This window comes from Clostridium phoceensis (assembly GCF_001244495.1).
GTDB lineage: Bacteria > Bacillota > Clostridia > Oscillospirales > Oscillospiraceae > Lawsonibacter > Lawsonibacter asaccharolyticus.
Window position 1 is genome coordinate 213,642 of sequence record NZ_LN866274.1, and the last position, 15,163, is coordinate 228,804.

The 15,163-nt window shown below is 62.3% G+C and carries 14 protein-coding genes; 1 reads left to right on the forward strand and 13 read right to left on the reverse strand.

The features are described 5' to 3' along the window. Positions 1-292 precede the first annotated feature (292 nt). Positions 293-1,066 (forward strand): fumarylacetoacetate hydrolase family protein, encoded by a 774-nt coding sequence (locus tag BN1969_RS01875; protein ID WP_050622732.1) that lies wholly within the window; start codon positions 293-295, stop codon positions 1,064-1,066. Between the two features lie 59 nt (positions 1,067-1,125). On the opposite strand, the gene BN1969_RS01880 is transcribed toward BN1969_RS01875, so the two are convergent. The 13 genes from BN1969_RS01880 to BN1969_RS01935 all read right to left on the reverse strand — a co-directional run bounded on the left by BN1969_RS01880 (position 1,126) and on the right by BN1969_RS01935 (position 15,151). Next, positions 1,126-1,803 carry a TIGR00266 family protein gene (locus BN1969_RS01880; RefSeq protein ID WP_050622733.1) on the reverse strand — a complete coding sequence of 226 codons (678 nt, stop codon included), beginning with the start codon at positions 1,801-1,803 and terminating at the stop codon, positions 1,126-1,128. A 155-nt stretch (positions 1,804-1,958) separates the two neighbouring features. Beyond that, positions 1,959-3,080: a peptide chain release factor 2 gene (prfB, locus tag BN1969_RS01885; protein ID WP_050622734.1), complete on the reverse strand. Its 1,122-nt coding sequence runs from the start codon at positions 3,078-3,080 to the stop codon at positions 1,959-1,961. Between the two features lie 455 nt (positions 3,081-3,535). Then, on the reverse strand, positions 3,536-5,452 hold the full coding sequence (locus tag BN1969_RS01890; protein ID WP_050622735.1) for a heavy metal translocating P-type ATPase: 1,917 nt from the start codon (positions 5,450-5,452) through the stop codon (positions 3,536-3,538). A 12-nt stretch (positions 5,453-5,464) separates the two neighbouring features. Continuing rightward, entirely contained in the window at positions 5,465-6,415 is a 951-nt protein-coding gene (gene hflK, locus BN1969_RS01895) for an FtsH protease activity modulator HflK (protein WP_050622736.1), read from the reverse strand. 15 nt (positions 6,416-6,430) lie between these two features. After that, positions 6,431-7,315, reverse strand: a complete 885-nt coding sequence (hflC, locus tag BN1969_RS01900; protein ID WP_077138676.1) for a protease modulator HflC — start codon at positions 7,313-7,315, stop codon at positions 6,431-6,433. 1 nt (position 7,316) lies between these two features. Beyond that, entirely contained in the window at positions 7,317-7,787 is a 471-nt protein-coding gene (locus tag BN1969_RS18175; protein ID WP_050622737.1) for an SPFH domain-containing protein, read from the reverse strand. Between the two features lie 93 nt (positions 7,788-7,880). Continuing rightward, the gene (locus tag BN1969_RS01910; protein WP_423243655.1) at positions 7,881-9,437 is read right to left on the reverse strand and encodes an SPFH domain-containing protein; all 1,557 of its coding nucleotides are present in this window, start codon (positions 9,435-9,437) and stop codon (positions 7,881-7,883) included. A 54-nt stretch (positions 9,438-9,491) separates the two neighbouring features. Continuing rightward, positions 9,492-10,061: a hypothetical protein gene (locus BN1969_RS01915; RefSeq protein WP_050622739.1), complete on the reverse strand. Its 570-nt coding sequence runs from the start codon at positions 10,059-10,061 to the stop codon at positions 9,492-9,494. After that, positions 10,042-11,472 (reverse strand): sensor histidine kinase, encoded by a 1,431-nt coding sequence (locus BN1969_RS01920; protein WP_050622740.1) that lies wholly within the window; start codon positions 11,470-11,472, stop codon positions 10,042-10,044. The genes BN1969_RS01915 and BN1969_RS01920 overlap by 20 nt, the downstream gene beginning before the upstream one ends. 121 nt (positions 11,473-11,593) lie before the next feature. Further along, positions 11,594-12,544 (reverse strand): succinylglutamate desuccinylase/aspartoacylase family protein, encoded by a 951-nt coding sequence (locus BN1969_RS01925; RefSeq protein WP_050622741.1) that lies wholly within the window; start codon positions 12,542-12,544, stop codon positions 11,594-11,596. 25 nt (positions 12,545-12,569) lie between these two features. After that, positions 12,570-13,703, reverse strand: a complete 1,134-nt coding sequence (locus BN1969_RS01930) for a M14 family metallopeptidase (RefSeq protein ID WP_242850263.1) — start codon at positions 13,701-13,703, stop codon at positions 12,570-12,572. Between the two features lie 13 nt (positions 13,704-13,716). After that, complete coding sequence (locus BN1969_RS18180; protein ID WP_170116193.1) at positions 13,717-13,863, reverse strand: hypothetical protein; 147 nt, start codon at positions 13,861-13,863, stop codon at positions 13,717-13,719. Positions 13,864-13,879: 16 nt separating this feature from the next. Beyond that, positions 13,880-15,151, reverse strand: coding sequence for a TRAP transporter large permease subunit (locus BN1969_RS01935; protein WP_108979915.1), 1,272 nt, complete (start codon positions 15,149-15,151; stop codon positions 13,880-13,882). Positions 15,152-15,163: the final 12 nt, after the last annotated feature.

A 15,163-nucleotide genomic window follows, 5' to 3' on the forward strand; every position in this document is an offset into this window, starting at 1 on the left:
GAAAAGTCCCCGCTTTGCTCGCCGCAGCCCTTGACGTACAAAGACTGCGGGGGATGTGATCTCATTCGAGGCGGGCTGCCGCCCCCTCGAACTCCCCTGTCTGATCCTGAAACATCTGTCCCTGAAAAAAGCTTTCGAAAAGCCGAGTGCGTCTCCCGATCCGGGAGACGCACTTTTGTCCCCTTGTCCGCCGTGCCCGGAGCATCTTCCTTTCCACTTGCCTTTTTTCTCCGTCCGGAGTACACTAGAAGCAGGAAGCATCCTTCATTCTGAGTGCGGGAGGTAATGCAAGATGGCAAAATTCATCCGTTTTCTGGGGCCGGACGGCCCCACCTATGGCCGCGTGGAGGACGACGTGGTCTACACCCTGTCCGGTGACCTGTTTGGCTGGTGGGAGGAGACCGGAGAGGGTTTTCTCCTGGACGGTCTGAAGCTCCTGCCCCCCTGCTCTCCCGGCAAGATGCTGGCGGTGGGCTTCAACTACCGGGATCACGCCGAGGAGTTCCACACCCCCATTCCCACCGCCCCAAACATCTTCCTTAAGCCGCCCAGCTGCCTGGCCGCCCATGGGCAGAAGGTCCTCTATCCCCGCGCCCTGACCCGGCAGGTAGAGTATGAGGCGGAGCTGGTAGTGGTCATTGGCCGTCATGCCCGCCATGTCACCCCGGAGCAGGCCCCGGACTATGTTCTGGGCTACACCGTGGGCAACGACGTCACCGCCCGGGATCTCCAGTCCCCCACCGGGCAGTGGGCGCTGTGCAAGGGCTTTGATACCTTCGGCCCCATCGGTCCCTGTATCGTCACCGATGTGGACCCCCGGGCCGGGCTGGAGATCGAGAGCTTTGTCAACGGGGAGCGGAAGCAGCACTCCAACACCCGCAATCTCATCTTTGACCCCTGCCACCTGGTGAGCTATCTCTCTCAGGCCCTCGCCCTGGAACCTGGCGACGTGATCTTCACCGGCACCCCCTCCGGTGTCAGCCCGGTCCATCCCGGCGACGTGATGGAGATGCGCATCCAGGGCATCGGCTCTCTCATCAATCCGGTAGCCGCCGAACCCCTGTGAGCAGAAAAATCGCTCTTCCGGACTCAAAGGTCTGGGAGAGCGATTTTTCTGCTCCTTGTTTACTTGCTGCTGGGCAGGACAGACGCCACCGCCGCCGCAAAATTATTGATGGGCATAGTCTGGAGCACGATGCGCCCCGGGCCGGTGACCACGGTGTTGAACAGCCCCTCACCGCCAAAGAGGACGTTTTTGACGCCCTTCACCGTCTGGATGTCAATGGAGCAGGTTGCGTCCATCATGGCCAGGTTTCCGCTGTCTACCACCATCTTCTCCCCCGCCTTCAGCTCGTACTCCACCGCAGAGCCGTCGATCTCCACGAAAGCCTTGCCACGGCCGGACAGCTTCTGCATGATGAAGCCCTCGCCGCCGAAAAATCCGGCGCCCGTTTTCTTCTGGAAGAAGATGGACAGCTCCACCCCCTCCTCCGCTGCCAGGAAGCCGGCCTTCTGCACCACCATCGGGCGGTCGTCCATGACCTCCACCTCCCGGATGGAACCGGGAAAGCTGGAGGCAAAGGCGATCATCCCCGCGCCGCCCCGGGCGGTATAGATATTCTGAAATATGGACTCGCCGGAAAACATCCTCCCGAAGGCCTTGCCGATGCCGCCCGCCGAGGTCTGCATCTCTATGTTGGGGCTCATCCAGACCATGGACCCCTTCTCTGTGATCATGCTCTCTCCGCTGGCCAGCTGGCAGATCACCACCGGCATGGGTTCTCCTGTGATTTGATACTGCATGGTTTTCCCGCCTTTCTGATCGATCAGTCTCTTTTCCCCGCTCCTGGGGACTGCCTCCAGTATAGCGTATCCACTCCTTGGCGGCAACTATAAAAAAGTGGGCCGCGGAAGTCTCCTCCCGCGGCCCGCCCTTCTGTCCCCGGCCGTTCCGTTGGTCACTTCTCCGCCCAGTTCCCGGTGGCCTCAGCGGTAAGGTAGGCGTTGATGAACCCGTCCAGGTCCCCGTCCATCACGCCGTTGATGTTACTGGTCTCATAGGCGGTGCGGTTGTCCTTTACCATCTGGTAGGGCATGAACACATAGGAGCGAATCTGGCTGCCCCATTCGATCTTCAGCTGGACCCCCTTCAGGTCGGATATCTTGTCCGCCTTCTCCTGCATCTGCAGCTCCACCAGTTTGGCCCGGAGCATCTTCATACAGTTGTCCTTGTTCTGGAACTGGGAGCGCTCCTGCTGAGAGGCCACCACGATACCGGTGGGCTTGTGGATCAGGCGCACAGCGGAGGAGGTCTTGTTGACGTGCTGGCCGCCGGCGCCGCTGGCCCGGTAGACCTGCATCTCGATGTCCTCGGGGCGGATATCCACCTCCACATCCTCGGGCAGGTCAGGCATGACCTCCACTGAGGCGAAGGAGGTCTGCCGCCGGGCGTTGGCATCAAAGGGAGATACCCGAACCAGACGGTGGACGCCGTGCTCCCCTCTCAGGTAGCCGTAGGCGTTCTCCCCCTCCACCATGATGGTGGCCGACTTGATGCCCGCCTCGTCCCCCTCCTGGTAGTCCATGATCTGATAGGTAAAGCCGTGGCGCTCGGTCCAGCGGGTGTACATGCGGTAGAGCATCTGGGCCCAGTCCTGGGCCTCAGTGCCGCCGGCACCGGGGTGGATGGTCAGGATCACATTGGAGCTGTCATACTCCCCAGTGAGCAGGGTCTGTAAGCGCGCCTCCTCCATGTCCCGCTCCAGCTGGGCGAAGCCCTCCTCAAGCTCGGGCAGCAGGGATTCGTCCTCGAACTCATTGCCCATCTCGCACAGGGCCATCAGGTCGTCCCACTCCCGGCGGCGCTTGTTCTGCTTGTCCACCTTATCCTGTAAATTCTTGATGCGCTGCTGCACCTTCTGGGCCTTCTCCAGGTTGTTCCAGAAGCCGTCGGCGGCGCTCTCCGCCTGGAGCATGTCCAGTTCCCGCTCGGCGGATTCCAGGTCCAGGGCTTTTCCCAGTTCCTCCAGGGTGGGAGCCAGGTTGTTCAGCTTGACCTTGTATTCGTCGAATTGGAGCATATGGTCCTCACTCTTTCCATCAAATTCCCGCCCTGACGGGCAGTATTCCAATCAAAGCCCAATTATTATATCTGAACTCGGCTGGAAAGTAAAGAAAAAACCGGATATTCCAGTGTTTTTTTGCGCCGCCGCTCCCACCGTGCAGAGGCGTTCTCCCTCTGCTTCGACAAATGGAAGGGCCGTCTCGCTCAGCGAGACGGCCCTTCAGCGGTCGCTGGCCAGCCAGCCGTCCCCCTGAAAGATGAGATCGTCCAGATCGCGCCAGGGCTCAGGCTGCGTCGGACGCTGTACTTGGATCATCTGATTTTCTTCCATATCGAGAACTTCCTCCCTCTGTATCTGATCGCGGCGCCGGTGGTCCTCCCACCGGCGTACACATCAGTATATGCCGCGGTCCATGGAATATGTGCTCGAAACCGTACACCCAGAGAGAGAAAATTTTTTGCGGCAGGCGTTCAGCCCTCCCCGCCGCTGTCCCGGAGGATGCGGGAGCTGTTGATCAGGATCACAAAGGCTCCGATATTATGGAGGAAGGCCCCGGCCAGGGCGGGGATCACCCCCACGGCGGCCAGGATCATCATAATGAGGCTGACGGAGAAGGCGATGCCGATGTTCTGATACATGATGCTCTTGGTGCTCCTGGCCAGGGACATGACAAAGGGGATGTTGTTCAGGTCGTTGTTCATAAGGGCGATGTCGGCACTCTGGATGGCCACATCAGAGCCCATGGCTCCCATGGCAATGCCCACGTCCGCCTCTGCCAGGGCCAGGGCATCGTTGATGCCGTCTCCCACTGCAAGCACATGGGCGTCCTGCCTCAGCCGCTTCACGTGCTCCAGCTTCTCCTCCGGCAGCAGGTGGAAATATACCTGGTCGATCCCTGTCTGCCGCTGGACCTTCCGGGCAGCGAACTCCCGGTCGCCGGTGAGGAGCACAGTCTGTTCCATCCCGTCCTCGTGGAGCCGGCTCACCACCTCCTCAGCCTCCGGACGGACGGAGTCATCAAACATGAGGCAGCCCAGCACCCGCCCATTGTACACCACCCAGTTGGCGGGACCCCCTCCGGTGTCCATATGGGGGTCCTCCGGCTGGTAGCCCAGGGACTCGATCCAGTGCCGTGAGCCGAACAGGATCTCTTCCCCGCCCCGGGTCCCGGTCAGTCCTTTGCCCGCGGTCTCCCGGACCTGGAACCCCTCCTCATAGGGGATGCCCTCCCCCTCTAAGGTCTTCATCAGGGAGCGGGAGATGGGGTGCATAGAGCTGCACGCCACGCAGCCGCCCCTGGCGAAGAGCTCCTCCCTGCTCTGGGCCTCCTGAAGATAGAAGCCGCTGATGGAAAGCTCCCCCCGGGTGATGGTGCCCGTCTTGTCAAAGATCACAGTGGTGATGTTGGTGAGCTGCTCCACGAATTTGGCGTTTTTGATGAGGATGCCCCGCTTGGTGGACACCGCCAGGGCAGCGATCATGGGGGCGGAGCTGACCAGCATGTGCCCGCAGGGACAGCTCACCACCAGCACGGCGATGGCGTTGGAGATATTTCGGCTGAGCAGAGCGGTGAGGGCGGCCACGATGAGGGCCAGCGGGATGTAGTAGTGCATGAACCGGTCCACGATCCGGATCTCAGGCACGGTGATGCTCTGGGCCTCCTCCAGCAGGCTGACGATCTTGGTGAAGGAGGTGTCCTGATATTCCTTCTCCACCCGGATCTTGATCATGCCGTCCAGGTTGGTGGTGCCGGCGTACACCGTATCCCCTACGGTCACGGCGGCGGGCAGGGGTTCACCGGTGAGGGATTTCTGGTCGATGTTGGAATTGCCCCAGATCACGGTGCCATCGATGGGCAGGCCCATGCCAGGTCGGACAATGATGATGTCCCCCCGTTTTAGGGCCTGGACCTCCACCGTCACCTCCCCATCCTCAGTTTCCAGCACCGCGTCGGTGGCCTGCATCTGCTTAAGGCCCTCGATGGCGTCCCGGCCTCCCATGATGCTCCGCTCCTCCAGAAAGTGGACCACGCTGAGCACCACCGGGATCAGGATGGCCAGCTCGTGCTGCCCAGTGATGTAGCAGGCCAGCACGGCGATGGAGACCAGGATCTCCATGGCGTTGGTCACGTCCCGCTGGAGAAAGCCCCGGATGGCGGTCGCCAGCAGGGGCAGGCCCTCCACCAGCACGCCCACAGAATAGATCAGCCCCGCCACCGCCGTCTGCTCCGGGAAGATCCCCTTATAGAGCAGTCCGGTGACCAGACAGACCAGGGCTATCATGGCGGTGGTGATCTCCACCGAGAGCTTTCGCTTCTCCCGCCGGGTCAGGTCGGCCCCCTGGCTGTCCTCCAGCAGGTGGACCGCGGTATTCGTCAGGTTCTCCATAGCCGTCCCTCCTCAGGGCAGAAAGATCTGGGGCGTGTTGGTCCCCTCGGGCAGCACGATCTTGCCGCCCATCTGGTTGAAGATGGTGACCACCTTTTCCCGGAACACCCGCTCGTAGACCACGTCCCGGTTCTGCTGATACTCCTGGAACAGGCCGTAGAACTCCGCCACCTGGTCGTTGGCCCGGTTGATCCGGTCGTGCTGCGACACCTGGGCGTCGCTCACCAGCTTATCGGCGGCGGCGTTGGCCTCCGGGATCACCCGCTCCCGGTACTGGTTGGCCTGCTGGATGCGGGTCTCCTTCTCCACCGAGGCGGCGTTTACTTGGTCGAAGTGGTATTGCAGGGCGCTGGGGGGCTTGATGCTCTTGAACTCCAGGCTCACGATGCTCACCCCCATCTCCATCCCGTCCAGGATGGCCTGGGCCTGGCGGATGACCTCGTTTCCGAACTCCGCCTTCTGGTCGGTGAGCAGGCCGTCCACGCTCTTGGACGCCGCGCAGGAGGTCATCACGCCGCTGACTACGCCGTTGATCTCGGTCTCTGGGTCGCTGTTGTACAGGGCGTACTCCACCGGGTCAGAGATCTGATACTTCAGGGTGGCATCGATGTGGATGATATTCTCGTCCCCTGTGATCACATAGCCGGTGTCCTCGATCTCCGCATAGGTGGGGTCAGCGGAGGCGGCGTGAGTGGTGATGGACACCTCATGCACCTTTCCCACCGGCACCTTGATTACCTCGTCGATCACATAGGGGAATGCCAGCAGCAGGCCCGGCTCCTTCACCTGCTCCTCCCGGGTGTCCCCCACCAGCCGTCCGAACCGCAGCACCACCGCCACCTCGTGGTTGTTGACCACCCGGATGCCGGAGCAGCAGATCAGCGCCACAAGGATGACGATCAGCCATTTGCAGTAGCGGATGGCGGTGTTGATGATGGCAATGAACCGCTGAGAATCCTTCATCTTCCCTCACCGCCTTCAGTCATCGCCGTAGAGCACGTCGAATGGCGGGGTGTCCATGGTGATGATCATCACCGTGTCCTCGTCCACCGAGTTCTCCAGGGCAGCCAGCTTCTGTAGGAATTCATACAGCTCTGGGTCCTGGCTGTGGGCCGAGGCATAGATCTCTGCCACCTCCCGCTCCGTCTCCGCGTTGATGGCGGCAGCCTCCTCCCGGCCCTCGGCCACGATGGCGGCCACCTCCGCATCTGACTCGCTCATAATGATCTGGGCGTCCCGCTCACCCTCCGCCAGCAGCTGGTCGATGTACTTCTGCCGGTCCGCCTGCATCTGGGTGAACACGCTCTGTACGTTGGTGGCCGGCAGGCCCACCCGCTTCAGCCGCAGCTCATGGACCTGGATGCCGTACTGTTCCAGAGCGTGGGACTGCACCTCCTGGAGCATGGCGGCCTCGATCTCGTCGATCTTGATGTCCTCCTCGTCCAGGGAGACCAGAGCGGACAGGTCATAGTTGCCCATGGTCCCATTTTTGGCGCTGGTGACCAGGTCGCTGAGGTAGGTCTCCGCCAGGGCGGTATCCCCCACGCTGGTGTAGTACCGCAGGGGGTCGGCGATGCTCCAGATGGTGTAGGTCTGCATGATGACATTTTTCTTGTCATGGGTCAGAGTCTCCAGGTAGCCGGAGTCCAGATACCGCTTCCTGGCGTCCTGGATCTGCACGTCCTCAAAGGGCCAGGGCAGGCGCAGGTACATCCCTGCCTGGGTCACCTCCGACCGGACCGCGCCGAACCGGGTCACCACCGCGTACTCCCCCTCGTTTACCTTGAACACAAAGCCAAAGAAGCCGATGATGGCCGCCACGATCAGGGCGAACATCCACTTGATGATGCGGTTCCCTTTCATATCATGTCCCCTCCTCACCCGGCACTGCGCCGGTCTCCGCCTGCGTCCCCGCTGTCTGTGTCTCCGCCGCCTGCTCCCCGCCGGCGCCTCCGCCGTCAAGGCCGCTGAACCACCGGCTCCCCGAGCCGCCCAGTCCGAAGTTGGCATACAGGGCTCCGGCGTCCACCCCCGGCCCTACGATATACTTTCTCTGCTGGGCCAGAGCCTGCTGGAAACTCTCCAGATACCGGTCCAGCAGATAGGCCTCCGGGTCCAGCAGATAGGCCTCGATGCTGGCATTGTATTTCTGGATCTCCGCGTTGGCGCTGGAGACCCGCTCATCCCGCTGGATGCCGGCGTCATTGATGGCCAGCTGTTTGTCTGCCTCGGCCCCCTCCCGTGCCACCAGAGCCTTCCCTTCCGCGGTGAGGACGCTGGTCTTCTTCTGGATGCCCGCGCTCACCACGCTCTGGTAGATATCCGCGATGGCCACCGGCGGGTGGGTGCTTGCCTGTGGGACGCCCCTCTCTTTTAAACAAATTGCTTTGTATAAGAGACAGGTACTCCAGCAGGGGGGACGCGGGATTTACNTGGCATTGTATTTCTGGATCTCCGCGTTGGCGCTGGAGACCCGCTCATCCCGCTGGATGCCGGCGTCATTGATGGCCAGCTGTTTGTCTGCCTCGGCCCCCTCCCGTGCCACCAGAGCCTTCCCTTCCGCGGTGAGGACGCTGGTCTTCTTCTGGATGCCCGCGCTCACCACGCTCTGGTAGATATCCGCGATGGCCACCGGCGGGTGGATGCTGGCCAGTGTGACGCTCATCACTTCCAGCCCCAGCTCCGCCTCCCGGGCATATTCCTTGAGCTGCTCCTCGATGCGGTGAGACAGCTGGCTGCGGTCCTCACTGATGATGGTGTTGATGTCCGTATGGATGGTCTCCCCCATCACCACCTCATAGCCCTTGGCGTTGAGCACATCCTCCGGGCTGCTGTACCGGGTCAGGTAGGTGTACAGGTCACTGATGCGGTAGGTGATCTTCAGGTTGATGGCCACCAGCTCATTCCCGTTGCCCAGCAGGAGAGCCTGTTCCTCCCCCTCGTGGGGGCGGGTCCACAGGTTGTTCTTGTTGTTTACGTCCCCCTCATAGCCCACGATCATCCCCTGAGGCTGGGTGACGTTGTAGATCTTCACCTCTTCAAAGGGCACCGGAAGCTTGAAGTGCAGGCCTGGCTCCAGGATATCCTCCCGCGCCAGACTGCCGAAGCGGTACAGCGCCCCCTGCTGATAAGTCTCCACCTGCACCACACAGGTGGACAGCCACACCAGCAGGAGCACCGCCATTGCGCAGGAGGGCAGGATCATCTTGATGAATTTCAGGCTCCACAGGGAGCGCATGGAGATGCCGGTGTGCTGCTCCAGCCAGGTCAGGGCCCCGCTGCCCTTTTGTCCCCCGTAGTAGTACACCGGGAACAGGATGTACAGACGGAAGACCAGTTCCTCCCGGTGCCGGGTCATCTTCACTGCCACGCTGACAGCCGCCATGGCCGCCACATAGAACCAGCAGCCCAGGATGACATAGTCCACATACTGGCTGACGCTGAACAGCCCGGTGAAGGAGGTGACCATATCCGCCATCAGGGCAGCTACAGCGATCTTGTTGAGCACCATCAGGTTGCAGATGCTGGCCGCATCCGGGTTGGTGTCCAGCTGCATGGACCACCAGCGCTCCACACAGGCGTAAAGGATGAAGGACACCACGCATACCACCATGTGCAGGGGAGCCACGGCCCCAGTCACATCCTCCCGGGGCTTCAGGGTGAAGAGATAGAATCCCACCACCAGCACGGTGACCACTACCAGCAGCATGGTGGCATTGACGCTGTCCACCGCGTCCCGCTTGGCCTCCCGCTTTTCCTCTCCGGCCTCCTCCGGCGCAGCCGGGGCTGCTCCCAGCGTCTCCGCCCCCCCTTCGGCCGTCTCCTGCTCCCGCCGGACCACATATGCCCGATACCAGAGCAGGATAGCGCAGATCAGCAGCAGCACGCTCTGCATGATCTGAAACAGGCCAAAACGCAGCACCGTATAGGTATTGACGCTCTCGTTCATGAAGAAAAACAGCATCCCGATGCCCAGCAGGATCATGCTGGTGATCAGGTATTCCAGCTGCTTGGCTCGCTTCTCCACTCCGCTCCCCCCTTATCCCTGGGCGCTCCCGCGCCCGCCAGATCCCTCACACAGCGCCCGCAGCAGCGCGCGCAGCAGCTCCCCCGTCTCCCGGCCCGTCCAGCTGGGCAGGGTCTGGAAGGGCTCCGCCTTCTCGGCCAGGTCCCCCTCCTCCCGCCGGACCGCCTGGACATAGTCCAGCAGCTTCTCCCCCAGGGGCCGCCCAGCCCAGCGTGCCAGGCTCTCCTCCACAGCGGCAAAGCCCCCCGGCAGGGCGCCGAACCCGTTGTAGCAGGCCACCAGGGTGCCGTGTTGGTCCTCCGCCTCCGCCGCCCGGCCGTACCAGACTGCGGCCAGGGTCTCCGGCCCTTCCCGCTCCGGCAGGTCCTCCTGCCGCAGGCGGAGGGGGCGTTCCCCCCGCCTGTCCGCCGCCAGGGCGGCGTACCCTTTCAGTACGGTCAGCTGCCGCTGGAACCGCCGCTGGTCCGTCCCCTCCAGCCCCGTGACCAGGACGCCCCCCCGTCCGGGAGCCAGACGGAGGCCCTGCCACTCCAGCGGTGCCTCCAGCACCGCTCCCTTCAGCTCATACTGGTCCTGTCTCACACACATCCTCCTCACAGGGGGGCAGGGAGACGGTGACCACCGTTCCCTCCCGCTCCACGCTCTCCAGTTCGACACTGCCGCCGCACTGCTCCACCACTTGCTGTACGAAATTCAGTCCCAGTCCGCTGGAGCTACGGATGGAGAATCCCTTCTCCCAGATCTCGCCCAGCAGCTCCCTGGGAATCCCTGTCCCGTTGTCCTCCACCTGAAAGCGGATCTCTGCCCCCTCCGTCTCCTCGACCCTGATCCAGATCTTGCCGTCCGGCCTCCGGACCGCATAGGCGGCGTTCTCCACCAGGTTGATGAGCACCCGGGAGAATCGGATCTTGTTGATCCGGATCTTCGCCTCTGGAGCCCGGTTCTCCGTGTGGACCAGGTCCGCATACTCCGCGCTGGAGATCTGGGCCATCACGGCGTCCAGCAGCTCCTGGGTGGTCACCACGCTCCGCTGCTCCTCGTGCAGGATCTCGGAAATCATGCTGCTCATCCGGTCTATCATAGTCTCGATCCGCTCCAGATACTCCCCTTCCGTCTGGTCCCCTCTCCTGCCGGCGGACAGTTTGACCACCCCCACCAGGGCCTGCATGCTGGTCAGAGGGGACTTCAGATCATGGACCAGGTGGCGCAGTTCCATATAGGTCCGGTTCTCCAGGATGCGCATCCGGGTCTCCATCAGCATGTGTTCGTTGAGCTCCTTCTGCTCGCTGATGCGGCGGATGTTGTTTTCATCCACCACCAGCAGCAGGAGCAGCACAGACATGAAGAGGAACAGGGCAAAAAAGATGGTGGCCATGGCCTGGAGAAAGCTGTCCGCCTGAAGGAACTTGGAGACGAGCTTGATGTCATAGGAACTCTCTCCTCTGCCGAAGGGAAAATTCCACAGCAGGGGCATCATGTCCAGGAATTGCAGCGCCGTGATGAAAAAGGCCACCATGAGCCCCTTCTTCATCAGCCCCACAAAGCTGAAATCGATCTTGGCCAGCACCCAGATCATGGCGATCATGGACAGGGCCGGGATCCCGAAGTCATAGCGGATGCCATAGATCCGGTTGATGAGGAGATACACTCCAGGGATCAGGATGCCCACCGCAGCGATGGAGGCCAGCAGCCGCCGTCTCAGCTCCATGCCCCGGAAGGTCTCCACCAGAAAAAACACGCCCATGTAGTGGGGATAGGCCCGCACCGCATTGAGCACCACCAGCTTCAGCGCCGCCAGCAGCACGTAGATCTCCTGCCCCTGATAGATGCCGTTCATCAGCGTGCGGTAGATACCGGTGTTCTCCACCGTCACCAGGGCGGGCATCAGCACCCCCAGAAGCACCAGGCCCCAGCCGATGCACCGCAGGTCCCGGTCCGTTCTTTTTCTGGCCTCTGCCGTCTGTCCCAGCTCATGCTCTCGTTTCAAGTCCATCCCCCTCTTCCCCTGCGGTCCGCCCAAGGAATACACCGCAAGCCTTGCCCTGGATGCCCGGGGCAAGGCTTGCCGTGTCTTTTCTTTTGTATCCCGAGTCCGGCTTCGGGCCGCTGCACGCTCAAATCAGGCCGTAGTACCGCAGCACGTATTCCACGATGTCCAGCTGGTCTCCGATCCGGCGCTCCAGCTCATAGCCCCGGTAGGTCTCCACTGTGATGGTGGGGATGCCCAGCTGGGTGGTCACCGTATTGTTGATGCTCCCGATGGGGCCGGGTCCATAGAAGTTGAATCGCTCGGAGCACAGCTCGCCGGACTCCGTGGCCATCAGCATCTCCAGGTACATGTCGCTCATTTCGCTCAGGTCGGTGTAGATCAGCGAACTGCCCAGGAAATCTTTGTTCTCCGCGTTGGCCCGGGCCTCGTGCAGGTCAAAGAGGAACACCGGGTCCACCCTCTGGATGTCCTGGTAGATGGAGTCGGCCACCCGCTGGGCCATATTCCCCTCCGGGTCCCCCGGGAAGGACCGGTTCAGATCCTCCTGCTCCGTCACATAGCGGACTCTGGGGTCCGCCTCCGCGCCCCAGCGGTTGGCTGGGGACAGGATATGGACCGTCCCGGCCCGGATGCCGATCTTCTTGACTAGGTTCCCGGTCATCCAGCCAGCGATCTCATCCCCGTGGACTCCCGCCACGATGTAGATGGTGGGTCCCTCCTCCTCCCCCTGGAGCACCGTCACCTCATTTTCGATGTCGGTCCCCTCGGCGAGCTTGTAGGTGCTCACCTGGGTGGGATAATCGCAGTCTGTGAAGTAGTCCCCAAAGTCGCCAGGCACCATCTCCGCGGGGTCGAAATCATAGGGCGGGTCGATGACCACCTCCGCACCGATCTCCGGCCGTTCGATGGCCTCCCGGCGGTCATAGCCGCTCTCCTCCTGGGAGGCGGAGGCCGGCGCCTCGCTGCCTGCGGGGGCCGCTCCGCTCTCCGCCGGGGCGGAGGTGCTCCCCGGCCCTGGGGCGGCGCAGCCGGTGAGGGCCAGGGCCAGGAAGAGACTCAACATCTGCTTTTTCATGCCTTCACCTCCCAACTTTCCGCGCTCAGTCGGGAGCGAGGAACTGCCCGATGTCCGCCGCCATATCGACATAGGACGGGATACCGTTGATGACCAGGTTGCCCAATCCCAGCTCGTTGAAGGCCACCGCGAACTGAGCCACGCCGGTGACATGACGGGCTACCCGCTCAGAGATGGGGGCGCCGTCCGCGTCATAGCCGAAGTCGTACAGACGGCCGTAGCCAGCCGCCTTCAGATAGTACTTATCCTGTCCGGTGACCACCAGGTTTTCGTCGGTCTTTCCTCTCAGGCGGCCCTGGGAGGGGTTGGAGGTCTCCATCAGCAGGGCCAGGGTATCGGTGTAGTCGCCCAGCTCCCGGTGGGTCAGGCCGTGCAGGTTCTCAGGAGAGGGCTCCAGGCCGATGCTCATTCCCTCCAGCTGCATGTTGATCAGCGCCTGGGAGCCCAGTGACAGGGCATCCTGATGGGCCACGATGGTGTTGATGGTGGGGTACTCGGGAGATGCCTCGTGGAGGTCCACCGTGATGTCGATGCCCTCCTGTTCAATGAGCTGGGTCACGCCGTAGCTCATTTTCTCGGTGAAAGTGCCATCGGTACGCCCCGGGTAGGAGCGGTTGATATTCCGGGTCTCGGAGCCGGACAGCCGCTGTCCGGAGGAGGCGTGGACATAGATCTCCGGGTCGGGCCACTGGTGGATGGGGTTGGTGGCCCGGGAGCCGAAGCGGAACCAGCGCTCCCCGTTGGGGGTGTCGATGGTAAAGCGCATGGGGGCCCCCTCCTGGGGGTCAGTGCAGGTGAAGGCGCTGTTGTTGGTCCGCGGGATGACGTACAGGGTGCCCGCCTCAGGCTGGGCGTTCTCAATGAGCAGGACGGCGGCCACCAGGCCGGAAGGCTCATTGGGGTGGGTGCCCCCCAGCACCAGCATGGAGTCCCCCTCCTGCTCCCCCTCCAGCACATAGACCTCCGTGTCTCCGGCGGTTCCCTCCAGACCGGGATACCAGTCGGACAGCATCTTGATCTCTGTCACTCCGGGGCCAGGGTAGATGGGCTCCACCTCCCGCATGGAGAGGAACTGGCCGGCCAGATACACGATGGCGGCGGCGGCCAGAGCCAGCAGGATCAGGGCGGATAACCAGCTCTTTTTCACTTCGATCTTCACTCTGTCCACCCCCTCATTTGATCAGCAGCAGCCGCAGCACCAGCGGGACCACCACCAGCGCGGCGTCGATCTGCAGCATCAGGTTCTTTTCCCGCACCATATTCTTGATGACGAATACCAGCAGGAAGAGCACCAGGCCCAAATAAACATATAATAACATGCTTTCCCCTCCTATCTCAAGTCAGGAACGAAAGGTTGCCGGACACCAGCAGGGTGACCAGGCCGTACAGGATGCAGACGATGAAGGGGATGGCGCAGTGCCGCAGCACCCGGGAGTACTTCTGTTCCACGATCTGGGCCGCATAGTTGCCCGCCAGGGCCGTGGGCGGCATCAGGTCGCCCATGGAGCAGATGAAGGACAGGGCGGCGGCAATGACGATCTGGTCGCCGGTGTCCAGCAGGGCCAGCAGGAAGGGGACGCCCAGCACAGAGGCCGCGCCGTAGGAGGACACCGCGCCAAAGGCGGGCATCACCAGGCAGACGGCGGCATACAGGACGATGAGGCCGAAGCCGAAGCAGCTGACCACGATGTAGCCCCGCACGCCGGTGAGGGTCATCACCTGGATGAACATGCCCACGCCCATCAGCTTGCCCAGCACGGGGACGGTGGTCTCCACAGCCTCCGACACTGCCTGGATGGCGTTGAACTTCTTGCCGGTGAACAGGCCCACCACGCTGCCGATGAAGAAGATCAGCGGCATTCCCAGGGATGGGAACACGTTGGGGAGAGCCCGGCTGCCCACCATGAGGACGATGACCACCAGGATGGGGATGTAGAGCTTGAGCCCGTACTGTTTGCCCACCTCCAGGTTCAGCCCCTCTTTGATCTTGTCGTAATCCAGGTGCCGGCAGTAGCGCAGGCCCACAAAGAGGACGGTGAAGATGGCGCAGGGGAAGGTCATGAAGGCCAGGGGGCCCTCAAAGCCGATGTAGGGCATATCCACGCCGCCGGCGATGAGCATGGCGGGGATGTTCACCGGGGGGGCGGCCATGCCCATGATGGCGCCCACCGCCAGGATGGCGCCGGTCTGGGGGGCCGGGATGCCCATCATCAGCAGGATGGGGGCCACGATAGCGCCGGCGGAAAGCACCGCGGCGGTGGAGGAGCCCGTGATCATGCCCGGGAACATGATGATGAGCATCAGCAGGATCAGCATGACCGCCGGGACCTTGTGGAAGCGGGAGACGATGACGGCGTTCAGGGCCTCCAGTGCCCCGGATTTTTGGATCACCGTCATAAAGATCATGGCCATGGAGATGATGAGCACCGTATCCATATAGACAAAGGTGCCCTCGAACAGATGGCGCAGGGGGATACCCTCCCCGCCCACCAGGGCGCCGGCGATAGCGCCGGCCGCCATAGACAAGCTGACCGGCAGCTTCAGCAGGAAGTTCCCCAGCAGGAACACGCCCAGCATGACCAGGAATATTACCAGTTCAAATTCCAATCAAATCCCTCC

Coding starts and splice junctions, on each gene's coding strand:
- BN1969_RS01875 (WP_050622732.1), top strand. CDS start 293: ATGGCAAAATTCATCCGTTTTCTGGGGCCGGACGGCCCCACCTATGGC.
- BN1969_RS01880 (WP_050622733.1), bottom strand. CDS start 1,803: ATGCAGTATCAAATCACAGGAGAACCCATGCCGGTGGTGATCTGCCAG.
- prfB (WP_050622734.1), bottom strand. CDS start 3,080: ATGCTCCAATTCGACGAATACAAGGTCAAGCTGAACAACCTGGCTCCC.
- BN1969_RS01890 (WP_050622735.1), bottom strand. CDS start 5,452: ATGGAGAACCTGACGAATACCGCGGTCCACCTGCTGGAGGACAGCCAG.
- hflK (WP_050622736.1), bottom strand. CDS start 6,415: ATGAAGGATTCTCAGCGGTTCATTGCCATCATCAACACCGCCATCCGC.
- hflC (WP_077138676.1), bottom strand. CDS start 7,315: ATGAAAGGGAACCGCATCATCAAGTGGATGTTCGCCCTGATCGTGGCG.
- BN1969_RS01920 (WP_050622740.1), bottom strand. CDS start 11,472: ATGGACTTGAAACGAGAGCATGAGCTGGGACAGACGGCAGAGGCCAGA.
- BN1969_RS01925 (WP_050622741.1), bottom strand. CDS start 12,544: ATGAAAAAGCAGATGTTGAGTCTCTTCCTGGCCCTGGCCCTCACCGGC.
- BN1969_RS18180 (WP_170116193.1), bottom strand. CDS start 13,863: ATGTTATTATATGTTTATTTGGGCCTGGTGCTCTTCCTGCTGGTATTC.